The sequence below is a fragment of the Acinetobacter sp. AOR41_HL genome (assembly GCF_027854645.1).
Lineage (GTDB): Bacteria > Pseudomonadota > Gammaproteobacteria > Pseudomonadales > Moraxellaceae > Acinetobacter > Acinetobacter nosocomialis.
Genome location: NZ_JAKTHZ010000019.1, coordinates 106,725 through 122,888 on the forward strand (window position 1 = coordinate 106,725; position 16,164 = coordinate 122,888).

At 38.1% G+C, this 16,164-nt stretch carries 20 protein-coding genes; all 20 read left to right on the top strand.

Annotated features, from left to right (window positions below):
* Positions 1–6: 6 nt before the first annotated feature.
* The 20 genes from MKL35_RS06280 to MKL35_RS06375 all read left to right on the top strand — a co-directional run bounded on the left by MKL35_RS06280 (position 7) and on the right by MKL35_RS06375 (position 16,150).
* The gene (locus MKL35_RS06280) at positions 7–435 is read left to right on the top strand and encodes an ExbD/TolR family protein (RefSeq protein ID WP_004887492.1); all 429 of its coding nucleotides are present in this window, start codon (positions 7–9) and stop codon (positions 433–435) included.
* Complete coding sequence (gene msbA, locus MKL35_RS06285; RefSeq protein ID WP_004709124.1) at positions 432–2,159, top strand: lipid A export permease/ATP-binding protein MsbA; 1,728 nt, start codon at positions 432–434, stop codon at positions 2,157–2,159. The genes MKL35_RS06280 and msbA overlap by 4 nt, the downstream gene beginning before the upstream one ends.
* A 2-nt stretch (positions 2,160–2,161) precedes the next feature.
* Positions 2,162–3,172, top strand: coding sequence for a tetraacyldisaccharide 4'-kinase (gene lpxK / locus MKL35_RS06290; protein WP_032011235.1), 1,011 nt, complete (start codon positions 2,162–2,164; stop codon positions 3,170–3,172).
* A 9-nt stretch (positions 3,173–3,181) separates the two neighbouring features.
* Positions 3,182–3,943 (top strand): 3-deoxy-manno-octulosonate cytidylyltransferase, encoded by a 762-nt coding sequence (gene kdsB, locus MKL35_RS06295; protein WP_004709120.1) that lies wholly within the window; start codon positions 3,182–3,184, stop codon positions 3,941–3,943.
* 11 nt (positions 3,944–3,954) lie between these two features.
* Entirely contained in the window at positions 3,955–4,935 is a 981-nt protein-coding gene (locus MKL35_RS06300) for a DNA polymerase III subunit delta' (RefSeq protein ID WP_032011231.1), read from the top strand.
* 12 nt (positions 4,936–4,947) lie between these two features.
* Entirely contained in the window at positions 4,948–5,289 is a 342-nt protein-coding gene (locus MKL35_RS06305; protein ID WP_001183024.1) for a PilZ domain-containing protein, read from the top strand.
* Between the two features lie 17 nt (positions 5,290–5,306).
* A complete protein-coding gene (locus tag MKL35_RS06310; RefSeq protein ID WP_004709116.1) occupies positions 5,307–6,080 on the top strand; it encodes a TatD family hydrolase in 774 nt (257 codons plus the stop codon).
* 37 nt (positions 6,081–6,117) lie between these two features.
* Positions 6,118–6,726, top strand: a complete 609-nt coding sequence (locus tag MKL35_RS06315) for a TetR/AcrR family transcriptional regulator (RefSeq protein WP_000375838.1) — start codon at positions 6,118–6,120, stop codon at positions 6,724–6,726.
* A 9-nt stretch (positions 6,727–6,735) separates the two neighbouring features.
* The gene (locus MKL35_RS06320) at positions 6,736–7,287 is read left to right on the top strand and encodes a type II secretion system protein (protein WP_002049902.1); all 552 of its coding nucleotides are present in this window, start codon (positions 6,736–6,738) and stop codon (positions 7,285–7,287) included.
* Complete coding sequence (gspI, locus tag MKL35_RS06325) at positions 7,277–7,657, top strand: type II secretion system minor pseudopilin GspI (RefSeq protein WP_270913147.1); 381 nt, start codon at positions 7,277–7,279, stop codon at positions 7,655–7,657. Before MKL35_RS06320 ends, gspI begins: the two co-directional genes overlap by 11 nt.
* On the top strand, positions 7,657–8,526 hold the full coding sequence (gene gspJ / locus MKL35_RS06330) for a type II secretion system minor pseudopilin GspJ (protein ID WP_032011228.1): 870 nt from the start codon (positions 7,657–7,659) through the stop codon (positions 8,524–8,526). Before gspI ends, gspJ begins: the two co-directional genes overlap by 1 nt.
* Complete coding sequence (gspK, locus tag MKL35_RS06335) at positions 8,526–9,485, top strand: type II secretion system minor pseudopilin GspK (RefSeq protein ID WP_032011227.1); 960 nt, start codon at positions 8,526–8,528, stop codon at positions 9,483–9,485. The genes gspJ and gspK overlap by 1 nt, the downstream gene beginning before the upstream one ends.
* A 229-nt stretch (positions 9,486–9,714) precedes the next feature.
* Positions 9,715–10,311: a 6-pyruvoyl trahydropterin synthase family protein gene (locus MKL35_RS06340; RefSeq protein WP_032011226.1), complete on the top strand. Its 597-nt coding sequence runs from the start codon at positions 9,715–9,717 to the stop codon at positions 10,309–10,311.
* A 50-nt stretch (positions 10,312–10,361) separates the two neighbouring features.
* Complete coding sequence (ung, locus tag MKL35_RS06345; protein ID WP_032011224.1) at positions 10,362–11,075, top strand: uracil-DNA glycosylase; 714 nt, start codon at positions 10,362–10,364, stop codon at positions 11,073–11,075.
* Complete coding sequence (locus MKL35_RS06350) at positions 11,072–12,196, top strand: enoyl-CoA hydratase/isomerase family protein (protein ID WP_270913151.1); 1,125 nt, start codon at positions 11,072–11,074, stop codon at positions 12,194–12,196. The genes ung and MKL35_RS06350 overlap by 4 nt, the downstream gene beginning before the upstream one ends.
* Positions 12,197–12,202: 6 nt before the next feature.
* Positions 12,203–12,706 (top strand): tRNA adenosine(34) deaminase TadA, encoded by a 504-nt coding sequence (gene tadA, locus MKL35_RS06355; RefSeq protein WP_032011223.1) that lies wholly within the window; start codon positions 12,203–12,205, stop codon positions 12,704–12,706.
* A gap of 69 nt (positions 12,707–12,775) precedes the next feature.
* The gene (locus MKL35_RS06360; protein WP_002050033.1) at positions 12,776–13,216 is read left to right on the top strand and encodes an SRPBCC family protein; all 441 of its coding nucleotides are present in this window, start codon (positions 12,776–12,778) and stop codon (positions 13,214–13,216) included.
* A 10-nt stretch (positions 13,217–13,226) separates the two neighbouring features.
* The gene (cmk, locus tag MKL35_RS06365) at positions 13,227–13,913 is read left to right on the top strand and encodes a (d)CMP kinase (protein WP_002049899.1); all 687 of its coding nucleotides are present in this window, start codon (positions 13,227–13,229) and stop codon (positions 13,911–13,913) included.
* Between the two features lie 104 nt (positions 13,914–14,017).
* Positions 14,018–15,691 (top strand): 30S ribosomal protein S1, encoded by a 1,674-nt coding sequence (rpsA, locus tag MKL35_RS06370; RefSeq protein WP_002050239.1) that lies wholly within the window; start codon positions 14,018–14,020, stop codon positions 15,689–15,691.
* A gap of 156 nt (positions 15,692–15,847) precedes the next feature.
* A complete protein-coding gene (locus tag MKL35_RS06375) occupies positions 15,848–16,150 on the top strand; it encodes an integration host factor subunit beta (RefSeq protein ID WP_002050043.1) in 303 nt (100 codons plus the stop codon).
* The last annotated feature ends 14 nt before the right edge of the window (positions 16,151–16,164 follow it).

Genomic DNA, 16,164 nt, shown 5'->3' on the forward strand with positions numbered 1-16,164 from the left:
AGCAATATGAAGTTTAAACGTTCTCAAGTTGAAGACATTCATATCAATCTAACGCCCATGATTGATTGTTTATTGTTCATTCTGGTGTTTTTATTGTTATCTACCACTTTTAATCAGCCAAGTCGCATCAATCTAACTTTACCAGATGCCCAAGGCGTCCCACCAAAACAGTACGATCATAAAATTGAAGTCGTGGTAGACTCTAGCGGTCATTACGCTGTCAATGGTCAAGCATTGTCTACCAAGGAAGTCGCTGATTTGAGCACTGCAATTAAGCAAATTGCTCAAGAGCGCCGTGATTTTATGTTTATCATCGCTGCAGATGCAAAAGCGTCTCATCAGGATGTTATTCGTGTTATGGATGTAGCAGGACAACTCGGTTTTGTTAACATCAATATTAGTACCAAAGTTCCTTCTAGAGGTTTTTCTGAGTGAATCAAGATTTTAAGGTTTATTTGCGTCTCATATCCTATTTAAAACCTTATTGGGGCGTGGCCTTATTAGTTCTTATCGGATTCGGTATGAACTCAGCAACAGAGGTTTCTGTTGCTAAGCTCATTAAATTTATTATTGATGCCATTCAAAATGCGAGTAGAGCGGATCTAGACTGGTTCCCTTTATTAATCATTTTATTAGTATTTTTCCGTGGCTTAGGCCTATTTATGGGCGGCTACTATACTGCTGTTATCTCCCGTAGTTTAGTTTTTAGTATTCGCCAAGAAGTTTATGCAAAGCTTTTAAGACTGCCGGCTCAATATTATCTCGATAACTCTTCGGGACATATTACAGCTAAAATTATGTATAACGTTGAGCAACTCACAGCTGCTTCATCTGAATCATTAAAAACCATTGTTCGTGATGGTATGATTACATTGGGGCTACTAGGTTATTTGTTTTATACAAATTGGCGTCTGACCCTTTGTATTATGGTGTTCTTACCTATTATTGGGGTTTTGGTGCGCAAAGCATCAAAAAGAATGCGTAAACTTTCACTGCAAGTTCAGGACACTATGGGCGATGTTAACCATGTCGTACAAGAAAGTATTAGTGGTAATGCAGTTGTTAAAAGTTTCGCTGGTGAAGACTCAGAACAAGAGCGTTTTTATAAGTCGTCTGAAGAGAATCTAAAACGCGGTTTAAAAATGGTGATTGTACAAAACCTAAATAGTCCTGTTGTTCAAGTTGTAATGGCTTGTGCAATGGCTCTTATTGTATGGTTAGCCTTAAGACCACAAATTTTAGGAAATACCAGTGCTGGTGAGTTTGTTGCGTATATTACAGCAGCAGGACTTCTTTCTAAACCTGTTAAAAACTTAACTGACATTAATGAAAAGTTGCAGCGTGGTTTAGCGGCAGCACATTCAGTTTTCGAATTATTAGATTTACCTGAAGAAGAAAATACCGGTCAACTTAAACCTCAATTGCAAGGTGCAATTCGTTTTGATCATGTTGTGCTTAACTATGCTGATGGTACTCAGGCGATTAAAGACTTTTCTTTAAATATTCGCCCAGGTGAGACAGTTGCATTGGTAGGGCGCTCGGGTGCTGGTAAAACTTCATTAGTGAATATGTTGGTACGTTTTCAAGAAGTCTCAAGTGGTCAAATTTATTTAGATGACTTACCAATACGTGATATAGAACTTTCAAGTTTGCGCACACAAATTGCAATGGTTAATCAGCAAGTTGTTTTGTTTAACCGGACCGTACGTGAAAACATCGCTTATGGTCAGTTATATAATGCAAGTGATGAAGAGGTTATCGCAGCCGCAAAAGCTGCTTACGCCCATGACTTTATTATGAACTTACCAAATGGTTACGATACTGTTTTAGGTGCACAAGGTCTAAACTTATCTGGTGGTCAACGTCAACGTATAGCAATTGCTCGTGCAATTTTGAAAAATGCACCAATTCTTATTTTAGATGAAGCGACAAGTGCGCTTGATAATGAATCTGAACATTTTATTCAGCAAGCATTTGATGAGGCGATGCAAGACCGTACAACGATTGTGATTGCACATCGTTTATCTACAATTGAAAACGCAGATCGTATTGTTGTATTAGATCGTGGACAAATTGTTGAGCAAGGCACCCATCAAGAATTACTTGCTAAGCATGGTGCTTATTATCAATTACATCAGCGTAATTTTGAGGACAACTAAGCATGTCTTTGGCCCAGCTGATACAAAATGCATGGAATAAGCAATCAAGTTGGTTGATTGTTTTGCGTCCGTTGTCATGTTTGTATCGTGCTGGGTTTTTATTGAATCGTTATTTTTATAATTCAGGTTTAAAAAAAACCTATAGTGCACCTCTACCAGTCATGGTAATTGGCAATATTACAGTAGGTGGTAGTGGCAAAACTCCATTATTAATAGAACTAGTCAATTACTTAAAACAGCATAATGTAAAAGTAGGCGTAATTAGTCGCGGTTATGGTGGAGCTGGTCCTTTTCCTATGTTGGTAACATCGGCCAGTCAGGCAGCTGAAGCAGGGGATGAGCCTGCTTTGATTGTACAGTCAACTGGTGTGCCTATGGCAGTAGGACCGAATAGACAGGCTGCAATCGAGTTATTATTAGCATCCACAAAACTAGATTTAATTATTAGTGATGATGGATTACAACACTGGGCTTTAGGTCGTCAAATAGAATGGATTGTGCTTGATCAAAATCGTGGACTTGGAAATAGAAAGTTATTACCAGAAGGCTATTTGCGTGAACCTGCTGAACGTTTAAAAACGGGTACAGTAATCGAACATACATTTGCCCCTTCAACAGCAATGCATATGCATCTAGAAGCGGGGCATCCTTACTTATTGAATCCTTCTTCAGCAATTGAATTATCATTCAATACACAAAATAATTACCATGCAGTAGTGGGTATTGGTTTTCCTCAGCGCTTTTACCAAACACTTAAAGGTTTAGGTGTAAATCAATTTCAAGAGCATGCTTTTCGTGATCATCATGATTACGTTATTGATGACCTTGTATTTAATGATGATCAGCCTATCATTACGACTGAAAAAGATGCGGTTAAGTTGTTACCTTTACTTGAAAAGTATCCAGAATTTAAACGGCCTATTTGGGTCGTACCTGTTAAAGCAGTTTTGTCTGCAGAGTGCTATCAGGTTTTAAATCAGCAATTGCAAAAGCTTGATATTCAAATATCTTAGGAAGAAAAAATGAAACACATCGTTATTCCAGCACGCTTCTCAAGTTCGCGTTTGCCAGGTAAGCCATTGTTACTTATTCATGATCGTCCTATGATTTTACGTGTCGTAGATCAGGCAAAGAAAGTTGAAGGCTTCGATGATTTATGTGTAGCAACTGACGACGAGCGTATTGCTGAAATATGCCGTGCAGAGGGTGTTGATGTGGTTTTAACAAGTGCTGACCATCCATCGGGGACAGATCGTTTAAGCGAAGTTGCTCGTATTAAAGGATGGAATGCTGATGACATTATTGTAAATGTACAAGGTGACGAGCCTTTACTACCAGCTCAACTTGTTCAACAGGTTGCCAAGCTTCTGGTTGACAAACCAAATTGCTCAATGTCTACATTATGTGAGCCTATTCATGCATTGGATGAATTTCAGCGTGATAGCATTGTGAAAGTGGTTATGTCTAATCAAAATGAAGCTTTATATTTTAGTCGTGCAACTATTCCTTATGATCGAGATGGTGCTAAACAAGCTGAAGCAACTTTACATACTCAAGCATTTCGTCATTTAGGTTTATATGCTTATCGTGTGAACTTGTTACAAGAATATGTTACATGGGACATGGGTAAACTTGAAAAGTTGGAAAGTCTTGAGCAATTACGTGTTTTAGAAAACGGGCACCGTATTGCTATTGCTGTAGCAGAAGCAAATTTACCGCCGGGTGTTGATACCCAAGCCGATCTTGACCGTCTAAATAATTTGCCTGTTGAGTCTTTTGAGTAAGTGTTAATTTAATGAATCAGAATGTGACTTCTAAGGTTTATCCGTGGCAACAGACAATGTGGGAAACGTTAACAACACGTTTTCCTAATATTGGGCATGGCTTATTATTTTATGGTAAACAAGGTTGTGGTAAGCATGCTTTTGCCAAGCATTTTTTAGCATGGGTCCTTTGTTTAAATAAACAGCCTCAGGGGGCTTGTGGTGAGTGTAGTAGCTGTCAATGGTTAAAATCAGACACGCACCCGAACTATGTTCATATCACGACTGATGAAGAAAATAAAAAACAGAATGCAAAAATTAAAATAGAAAAAATTCGAGATCTATTGCCATTTGTCCAGCAAACTGGTGAAGGATGGCGTGTTATTGTTATTGAACCAGCCGAAGCTTTAAATCTTGCATCATCAAATGCGCTGTTAAAAACTTTAGAAGAACCCGGTGAGCGTGTTGTTTTAATTTTGTTGGCTGATCACTATTTGAAATTACCAGCTACCATTCGAAGTCGCTTACAGCATTTTGCTTTAGACCGTATTTCATATGAGCAGGCAACATCTTATCTAAATGAGCATTTGGCTGAAATTGCGTCAGTGCCACCTGAATTATTGTTAGGTCTTTCTAATGATATGCCTTTGCAAGCAGTTGAAATTGCCACGAGTGATTGGTTTGCGAAAAGACAGTCCTTTTTAGAAGACTGGACTAAGGTAGTTAATCAAAAAAACATGCCTTTATTTTATTCGGCTAAATGGCAAAAAGAGCTTAACTTTAGTGATTTTATGATGCTTCTTGAATACTTGTTAGGAGATTTAATTTGTGTCAAGCTCAATCAACCACAGAAAAATATAGATTTACAGTACGATCAATTGGCGCAAAACTATAATTTAGAGAGCTTATTCAGTCTTTATGAGGAATTGCAGCAATCTAAAAGATTAGTTGAACAAAATGTACAAACACAACTCATCATAGATCAACTTTTTATAAAATTAATGAACGTTTAAGGGGAAATTATAATGCAACCACAAATGGGTGGAATTATTCAGGTCAATATTCCTGATAGAGCAACCTTACAAGCAAGCTATATGGGGTACGTACAAGGTGGGGGCTTATTTGTGCCATCGAAGCAAAAGGTGAAGATGGGGCAAGAAATTTTTATTTTAGCTACGTTACCAGAACAATCACAAAAAATCCCTTTAACTGGTAAAGTAGTGTGGATTTCACATAAGCAAAGTGGTTTTAAGCCTCAAGGCTTCGCAATCCAATTAAGTGGTGATAAAGGCATTTACTATAAAGCTGAGGCTGAACGGATTTTAGCTGGTAGTATGTCTTTAGATCGTCCAAGTTATACTATGTAAGCAGATAGGAAAGAACAGTGTTTGTTGATACCCATTGCCATTTAACAATGTTAGATTTAACACCTTATAATGGTGATTTAGATCTTGCCCTTGCTGCTGCGCGAGCAGAAGGTGTCTCTAAGTTTATGGCAATTTCAGTTGACCTTGATGATCATATTGCTTTAGCTGAAATCGCAAAGCGTCATGAAGACGTTGGGTATACCGTTGGTGTGCATCCTTGTGAGGATGTAGATATCATGGCCCGAGCAACGACTGAGTATCTGACTGAGTTAGCTCAATCAGAAAAAGTGTGGGCTTTAGGTGAGACAGGCCTAGATTATTACCATAGCACTGATTTTATTAATGAGCAAAAGGCTTGTTTTGCTCGACATATTCAAGCTTCTAAAAATGTAAGAAAGCCAGTAGTTGTTCATACGCGTTCAGCAAAACATGATACGGTAGATATTATTCGAGCTGAACAATCTACGCATGGTATTTTGCACTGTTTTACTGAAGACTGGGAAACAGCAAAAGCTGTATTAGATTGCGGGTACTATATTTCTTTTTCAGGTATTGTTTCATTTAAAAATGCTCAAGATTTACGAGATGTTGCCAAGCAAGTGCCTTTAGATCGACTTTTAATTGAAACAGATAGTCCTTATTTGGCTCCAGTGCCATATCGTGGTAAAACAAATGAACCAAAATACGTACCCTATGTAGCGAAAGCACTTAGTGAGGTATATGATAAATCGGTTGAGGAAATTGCAAGAATCACCTCGCAAAATTTCGAAAATTTACTCAAAGCGATTTAACTTATAGAAACTATACAAAGAGAGTAATTGCGTGAAGATGGACCGTCAAGCTCAGTTCCGAGCAAGAGAAGCGTTAATATTTCAAGTTGCGGAACAGTTGTTGTTAGAAAATGGCGAAGCCGGAATGACACTTGATGTGCTGGCTGCTGAGCTTGATTTGGCAAAAGGTACTTTGTACAAACATTTTCAAAGCAAAGATGAATTGTACATGTTGTTGATTATTCGTAATGAGCGCATGTTACTCGAAATGGTCCAAGACACTGAGAAAGCTTTTCCAGAGCATTTGGCTTTCTTTATGTTGCATCATTTGCACCACCCGGAACGAACAGTTTTGTTCCATCAAATTGAAGAAAAGCTTTCGATTACAGCACAAGGTGTGCATCATCTTTTTAATGAACTGTATCAAGTAAGAAAACAGCGCTTACGTATTATTATTCGTATGACTGATCATTATTTAGAATCAATCCAGAGTCATATGACTACGCGAGATTACTTGGCTTCAATTTGGTCCCTTACTCATGGAGCTGCGGCAATTCTGAATTCAAGTTTTTACCAACGTTATTTGGGTTCAAGAGACACTTTGAGAGTAGCTTATATTGATCAGGCGTTGGCCTTACCGAAACAAGCAGTTGAACAATACGCTTAATAGGTCAATATGAAATTGAAATCATTTCAATCACAAAAAGGCTTTACCCTCATAGAGGTGATGGTAGTCATTGTGATTATGACAATTATGACTTCACTTGTTGTATTGAATATCGGTGGTATAGACCAAAAAAAGGCAATGCAGGCAAGAGAGTTATTTTTACTCGATTTACAGAAAATTAATAAAGAATCACTAGACCAATCACGTGTATTAGCTTTAGAAACTCATGGTGAGACAGATGTCTCACCATTTTCTTATGAATTATACGAATATCACGATCAAAGCACTTTACAAGTACAAGACTTAAAAAATCGCTGGCAGAAATATACCGAATTTAAAACACGACAACTTCCTGCGCATGTGTCTTTTTCAGTACAGCCTTTAGATGGTGAGAATTATTCTAAAGCTAAAAATACCGATTTGGTTGGTGGACAAACACCTCAGCTTATCTGGTTTGGCAATGGAGAAGCCAAGACCGTCAAAATACAATTTTATCTAGAGCAAAAACCGATTGGTTCAGAAATACAAATAGATCATTTGGGTAAAATAAATGAAATCTAAAGGCTTTACCCTCTTAGAAGTTATGGTTGCTTTGGCAATCTTTGCAGTAGCAGCTGTTGCTTTAACTAAAGTGGCAATGCAGTACACTCAGTCTACTTCTAATGCCATTTTAAGAATTAAAGCTCAATTTGTAGCTATGAATGAAATTGCTATGATGGAGATTAATCAAGAGTGGCTGCAGGGCACTCAAACTAAGCAAGTAACTTCTCAAGGAGAGACTTGGCAGATTTATAAATCAGCTGAATCAACTGTTAGCCCTAATGTTCAAAAAATTGATGTACAAGTTAGCTTATATGATCCGGATAAGGGAAAAGTACAAAACGGTATTACTCATATGGTCTTTTTTAATTATCCAGTGAAAGCAAAATAATGATAAAAAATAAGAATTTTCGAATTCAAAGCATTGCTTCTCATCTTAGAGCTCAGTCGGGTGTTATTCCGACTGACTACTCTGGGCATAGCTCTTCGTCTTACGCTCAGACAAAGCTTCGCTTTAGAGAGCCTCACACTCGAAACATGGTTTCTCGTCTTGCGGCGCGATCAGGTGGTGTGTCGACTGGCTATTCAGAGCATAGCTCTTCATCTTGCGCTCGGACAAAGCTTCGCTTTGTTAATCCTCGCTCAGGATTTACGTTGGTTGAATTGTTAGTTGCGATTGCTATCTTTGCGGTCTTATCTTTATTGGGGTGGAAAATTTTCGATTACTTGCTTAAAGTTCGTGACCGTAATGCTGAACATGAAGTGCATTTGTTTGAGTTACAAGACGCTTATCAACAAATTCTTCGTGATAGTCTGCAAATTATTCCTTTATCTGCAAATCAAGGAGGCCAACTTCATCCAGCTTTAGAAATTGATAATCAAATTCTGCGTTTTAGCAAAGCAGGTGTAACGGATCCTTTAAAACAAGGTTTATCACCGTTTGAACGAATTGAATATCGTTATGATGCAGACCAAAAAAAATTATATCGTCTTAAATATACAAATTTGAATACTTCGAATAATGAGCAACCTTTATCGAGTACCTTGCTAAGTCAGGTTGACCAATATCAGATTATGATTTTGACTCCGCAAGAGGTAACAAAGTGGCCTGAGGTTAATATTGATCCAACAAAGCCTAATGAATTGAAAAAATTACCGAAAGGAATAAAAATTCAACTTACTGTAGCAGGAGTAAGTTATGAATGGATCTATAGCTTAAATCAAAGTAATTTATCGCTTTCCCCACAAGGTGGCTCATAATGTTTAAAAATTATAAGCACCAACAGGGTGTCGCTTTACTGACAATACTTATTATGGTTGCCTTGGCTACAATTTTAGCTGCTTCTATTGCCAAACATCAAAATAATACTATGGAAAATACAGCTTATTTAATGCGTCAAAATCAATCTTTGCTCTATGCAAAAAGTGCAGAAGCTTTTTTTTCGGAGTTATTAATTCAAGATGCAAATAATGCGGGTGGAGTAGATCATTTAAAAGAGACATGGGCACAACCTATGCCAACGTTCCCAGTAGAAGATGGTTCTGTCTCAGGGCGTTTGCTTGATGAGTCGGGGAAATTTAACTTAAATAATTTGACCAATGGGGAAGGTATGGTAAATGAAGATGCTAAAAGTTGGTTTGAACGTTTGCTTGTGCGAGTAGGTTTACCTGCTGAGCTAAGTCAGGCTGTGATTGATTGGCAAGACCCAAATGATGAGCCAGCTGGACCAATGGGAGCAGAAAGTAGTTATTATCAAGGCTTAGATCCTAGCTATATGGCTGCGAATACTAAATTTCACCGTATTGAAGAGTTAAAACTAGTTAGAGGCTTTGATGGTAAAAAATATGATTTGATCGCCCCATATATTTCTGCTTTGCCAGAAAATACGAAATTAAACATCAATACTGCTTCACCATTGGTTTTAGCAAGTATTGATGAAAAACTAGATGTGGGGGCGATCGAAAAAGAATTACAGGCGCGACAGCAAAATTTAAAGTTCTTCCAAAATGTTGATGAATTGTGGCAATTGAGTGCTTTTTCAGCGGTTGATAGTCAAAAGAAAAAGCAGGCAAGTGGTCTTATTGATGTTAAATCTAACTTCTTTCAAGCTCAAATTGAAGTTGTTCTAAACAATAGAAAGCGCCAATTTACTAGCGCCTTAATGCGAAAAGATAAGCAAGTATATGTCTACTCAAGGAGTTTGGCTTCATTTAACTAAATAAATTTATTGATATTTTTCCTAAGTCTGTAATACTTGAAGCTTATTAATAAAAGGGATGAGGTCATATTTCTGTATAGACAATATTTAAAGTAAAAATCAATATCTTCAAAATTCCTTCACATCTCTTATCATACTTTTTGCTAATTGTTTCTATTTGAAAAGTGGTGCGAAGTTTTTATCTTTTGCTTTATAATAATGTTCTTAGAAGGAATGATCGATTTGGCACATGTTAATTCGTAAGTTATTTAAGTTTGAAAATGCACATGTAGTACGTAACTGTACATCAGATCGTTGTAAGCGATCGATTCATGGGCACAGTTATAAAGTCGAGTTATTACTTAAAGCTTCGAAATTAGATCATGGACAAATGGTATATGATTTTGGACTATTAAAAGGCGTGATTAAGGACCTTTTTGATAGTTTTGATCATGCGATTTGTTTCTGGGAAAAAGATGATCCACAATATATCGATGCTTGTAAAACTTTTAGTGCACGTTGGATTTCTTTACCAGTGTCTCCATCTGCCGAGCAATTTTCTCGTATTTTCTTCTATCTAGCTCAGCAAGTATTAAAATCAACCATTACCCAAAATGGGGAAGGTGATGTTGAAGTTTATTCAGTGATTGTTCATGAAACTGATACAGGGTATGCCCAAAGTTTTCTTGAAGATATTCAAAATGAACAAATGGGACTACTAAACCTTGAAGGTATTATTTTCTCAGAACAAGTTCAATCTGAATGGACTGATCCACAAATGTATGAAAATTTAAAACAAGGGATTAAGTTTCAGAATCCACATGTTAACTTACAAGTAGAAGTGTAAGTTAACGTCCTTTTGTTTGTAGAAATGAAAATTGATCTAGGATGACATTAATGCAATTAACTGAGCAACAGCAAGACAAACTCAGTAAAGTTCAATTAGAAGAAAGCTGGAAAAGATCATTAACTCCATTTTTGCTGAGTCCTTACATGGATAGTTTGCGAGACTTCCTGTTTCAACAGAAGCAGGCTCAAAAAACAATATATCCACCAAGTAAACAAATTTTTAATGCTTTAAATATTACACCTTTAGATCATGTAAAAGTCGTGATTTTAGGGCAAGATCCATATCATGGACCGAATCAGGCAAATGGCTTAAGTTTCTCTGTACAAAGAGGGGTTGCATTACCTCCATCTTTACGTAATATTTTTCATGAATTAAATACAGATTTAGGTGTACCAATTTCGCGTCATGGTGATTTAACCAAATGGGCCGAGCAAGGTGTACTTTTATTAAACAGTGTACTTACTGTAGAAGCAGGACAGCCCACATCACACCAAAAACAAGGTTGGGAAGAGTTTACTGATGCAGTAATTGATGTCTTAAATGAACAACGCGAGCACATTGTTTTTATTTTATGGGGTGCTTATGCACAACGTAAAGGGCAACGTATAAATAGAGAAAAACACTTAGTTTTAACTGCTGCACATCCATCACCACTTGCGGCTAATCGTGGTGGTTTTTTTGGTTGCAAAGTGTTTTCAAAAACAAATCAATATTTGAAACAATATGGCATTGAGCCCATAGACTGGCAATTGGACGCATGATGAACTCTCCCAATGTAAATAGCTATCATCCGGATTTGGTAGTTGAAGAAGCGAAAAATGGTTGGCGTATAGTACGTTTGAATCGACCTAAATCATTACATGCTTTAGATGAATCAATCGTAACGGCTTTATTACGAGTATTTGAAGACTTCCGTGATGATGAGCGAGTGAAAGCAATTTGGTTGGACTCGACAACACCAAAAGCTTTTTGTGCAGGCGGAGATGTACGCAAATTACGTCAGCTGATCATTAATCAAGAAGTAGAAACAGCAAATAAGTTTTTCCAGCAAGAATATGCTTTGGATTTACTTTTGCATAATTATGCAAAACCAGTTGTTGTATGGGGCGAAGGTTATGTAATGGGCGGCGGTTTAGGCTTGTTTATGGCTGCGCCTTTCCGCTTAGTTACACCGTATTCACGTTTGGCAATGCCTGAAATTAATATTGGCTTATACCCAGATGTAGGTGCAAGCCGTTTCCTTGCTGACCGTGGGCAAATTGGTTTATTTACTGGTTTGACGGGTTCTATCATGACTGCCGCTGGGGCCTACAGCATTGGTTGGGCGACGCATATTTGCGAAGCACAACGTGATAATGTTCTGCAAAAAGTACTGAATATTAATTGGGCTCACTATCCTGCAGGTGATTTCCGTGCGATTGACGATACTTTAAATAGTTTGCACCGTCCGGTTGCAGCAGGACCATTGCAAAATTCTTTAGACGTTATCCATAGTGTTTGTCGTGGTTCAAGTTTTGAACAAGACTATCAGGCGATTGTAAGCTTACGCGATGCAAGCAGTGATTGGTTGCGTCAAGCTAGTGAAAACTTACAAAAGGGTTCGCCAAGTACAGCAGCGATTACTTGGTTGTTATGGCAATGGGGTAAACAAGTTCATTCTTGGGACGAAGTTTTTGACCTGGAAGCGCAAATTTCTGAATGGAAAATTCGCCACCCTGACTTTGTGGAAGGTGTGCGTGCACGTTTAGTCGATAAAGATTTATCGCCAGAGTGGAAAGCATGTGAAGATCTTACATTAAGAGGCATTTTGGCCGATGACCCACCAATTACGACTATTGATAGCTGGAATGCATTACTTAGACAGTATGGTGTAGTGTCATAATAAATAATGTCTAAATTTAGTGATGAGTATTGGATGCAGCTTGCTTACGAGCAAGCTGAATTAGCAGCTGAGCAGGGGGAAATTCCTGTTGGGGCTGTAATTGTAAGCCAAAATAAGTTAATTGGAGCTGGTTTCAATGCTCCAATTGGTTTGTCTGATCCTACAGCGCATGCAGAAATTCAAGCTATTCGTTCGGCTTGCGAATTATTAAAAAATTATCGTTTACCTGAAGACGCGACTTTATACGTTACGCTTGAGCCATGCACAATGTGTGTGGGAGCTTTGGTACATGCAAGAATTAAACACGTTGTATTCGGGACAGTAGAGCCTAAAGCAGGCTCACTAGTGAGTACACGTCAATTATTAGAAAATGGTTATTACAACCATAAATTTACTTTTGAGCAGGGATGTTTACATGAAAAATGTGCTCAGCAGTTAAGTCTTTTTTTTAAGCAAAGACGTGAACAAAAGAAACAAGAGAAGCAACAAAAATCGTCCTTAAATGATTAAAAAATGTCATGTGGTTATGGCAAACTAACGCCGTTTCATTGACATGATTTATTTAAATAAGGAACTTTCATGCGTAATGTAATTACTATACAAAAAGAATTTAATGCTCCTCTTAGTGATGTATTTAACCTGCTTTCTAAACATGCAACTTACAATAAGGCATTTGCTCCATTACAAGTTGTACGTGTAAAAGACTCAGTAGATCCTGAAAGACCCGATGGGGTTGGTTCTGTTCGTCGTATGGGGTTTGGTACGATTAAACCACTTAAAGAAGAAATCACTTATCTCGAAGAAAACAAGCGTATTGAATATAAATTGATTGATAATCCCTTAGTTAAGCACCATTTAGGTCGTATCGAGTTTTCTGAAATAACTCCATATATTACTTTGGTTACTTATCGTATCGAATTAACGGCAAAAGCTCCTGTTGTAAGTAAATTAATTCTTGCACAGCTAAAACTAGCGATTACACTAGGCTTTTCGAGATTAGCTAAAGCATTTGCTTCTTAGTGAGAGTTCAATGACAGTTCAAATTATTACTATTGATGGTCCGAGTGGTTCGGGTAAAGGAACACTAGCGGCAAAACTTGCTGCTTATTATCAATTTCATTTACTCGACTCTGGCGCCTTGTATCGTTTGTTAGGGTTGTCATTACATAAACATGATTTATTGGAAAAATTAGATAGCCATTTAGATGAGTGTGTGAAATATGCTCGTCAGCTTAATATCAAGTTTGAAACTTCAGCAGAGGGAACATTGGTTTTCCTTGATGGAGAAGATGTATCACAAACTATCCGTACAGAGCGAGTTGGAGAGTATGCTTCTAAAGTTGCAGCAATACCAGAGCTTAGACAAGCACTTTTTGAGCGTCAAAGAGCCTTTGCGCAAACTCCAGGTTTAGTGGCAGATGGCCGAGATATGGCAACATCAATTTTCCCTGAAGCGAATGCAAAAATTTACCTGACAGCTTCGGCAGAGTCTCGTGCTGAGCGAAGAGTAAAACAGTTGCAGGGCATGGGTCTAGATGCTAAAATAAACGACATTTTAGCTAATATACAAGCGCGTGACAAAAGAGACATGGAGCGGGAAGTAGCTCCTCTCAAGCCAGCCGCAGATGCTTATATCATTGATAGTTCGGAATTAACGATCGATCAAGTATTTAAGTTAATGGTTGATTATGTCAATAGCCGTACTATTAGCAACTAAGATTATCAGTTGACGCATAGCTTGATCAGTCTATAAAGACTATGTTGATACTTAACTAAACCGGCCTTGTCTGATCCAAGACCGCTGACTTTATCAGGTATATCATGACCGAATCTTTTGCAGCCCTCTTTGAAGAAAGTGAATTAAACCTCAACGTTGAAAAGGGTGCAGTCATCCAAGGTGTTGTTGTAAACATCGATAGCGACTGGGTTACTGTTGACACTGGCCTTAAATCAGAAGGCATTGTTGACCGTGCTGAATTTTTAAATGAACAACGTGAACTTGAAGTTCAGGTTGGTGACACTGTTGACGTAGTTGTTGAAGCTCTTGACAACGGTATGGGTCAAACAGTTTTATCACGTGAAAAAGCTAAACGTGCTGAAACTTGGACTAAACTTGAAAAAATCTTTGAAGATGGCGAAATCGTTACTGGTGTTATCTCTGGTAAAGTTAAAGGCGGTTTCACTGTTGACATCGGTCCTGTTCGTGCGTTCTTACCAGGTTCATTAGTTGACACTCGTCCTATCCGTGACACTACTCACCTTGAAGGTAAAGAGTTAGAGTTTAAAGTAATCAAACTTGATGCTAAACGTAACAACGTTGTTGTATCTCGTCGTGCTGTTATGGAAGCTGAATCTTCTGCTGACCGTGAAGCATTACTTGCTCAACTTGAAGAAGGTCAAACAGTTACAGGTACTATCAAGAACCTTACTGATTACGGTGCATTCGTTGATCTTGGCGGTATTGATGGTCTTCTTCATATCACAGATATGGCTTGGAAGCGTATTAAGCACCCTTCAGAAGTTGTTGAAGTTGGTCAAGAAGTTACTGTTAAAGTACTTAAATTTGACCGTGAACGTAACCGCGTATCTTTAGGCCTTAAACAATTAGGCGAAGATCCATGGTTAGCGATCATGAGCCGTTACCCTAAAGGTTCTATCGTTAAAGCACGTGTTACTAACTTAACTGACTACGGTTGTTTCGCTGAAATCGCTGAAGGCGTTGAAGGTTTAGTACACGTTTCTGAAATGGACCACACTAACAAAAACATCCACCCATCTAAAGTTGTTCAGATCGGTGACGAAGTTGATGTTATGGTTCTTGAAGTTGACGAAGAACGTCGTCGTATCAGCCTTGGTATCAAACAAACTCGTGCTAACCCATGGGAAGAGTTTGCTAAGTCTCATGAGAAAGGCGAAAAAGTTTCAGGCACAATCAAGTCTATCACTGACTTTGGTATCTTCATTGGTTTAAATGGCGGTATCGACGGTCTAGTTCACTTGTCTGATATTTCTTGGAACGAACAAGGCGAAGAAGCTATCCGTCGTTACAAGAAAGGTGACACTGTTGAAGCAGTTATCTTGTCTGTAGACGCTGAAGGTAACCGTATCAGCCTTGGTATCAAGCAATTGAACAGCGATCCGTTCAATGATTTCTTAGCTGCTAACGAACGTGGTGCTTTAGTTAAAGGTACTGTGACTGCAGTTGATGCTCGTGGCGCAACTGTTAAGTTAGCTGACGAAGTAGAAGCTACTCTTAAAGCTTCTGAAATCAACCGTGACCGCGTTGAAGATGCAACTAAATTCTTAGAAGTTGGTCAAGAAGTTGAAGCTAAAATCATCAACGTTGATCGTAAATCTCGCTCTATCAACTTGTCTATCAAAGCGAAAGACGAAGCTGAAGAGAAAGAAGCAGTAGCTAACTTACGTACAGCATCAGCTTCTCAAGAAAATGGTCCTAAGACTATTGGTGACTTGATCAAAGCACAAATGAAGTAATAAGTTAACAAAGTACAGTTTCATGTAACGAAATTGTACTTTTTATACAAATTACTGTAAACGGTAGCGTAGTATTCAACATACTGCGCTACCGTTTTGTATTTAAACAGGTTATTATCAAACGACTTAGAGTAGTAATAAATAACGAGGTCGTAGATGACTACTGAAGCTCTTAATAAGTCTGATTTGATTGAACGCATTGCGCTAAAAAATCCACACTTGGCTGAGCCATTGGTGGAAGAAGCGGTTAAAATCATGATTGATCAAATGATCGAAGCTCTTTCGACTGACAATCGTATTGAAATCCGTGGTTTTGGTAGCTTTGCTTTACACCACCGTGAACCTAGAGTTGGTCGCAACCCAAAAACAGGTAAGTCAGTAGATGTTGCAGCGAAGGCTGTTCCACATTTTAAACCAGGTAAAGCACTCCGTGATGCAGTGAATGAATCTGGAAAATAAATAAAACTCATAAG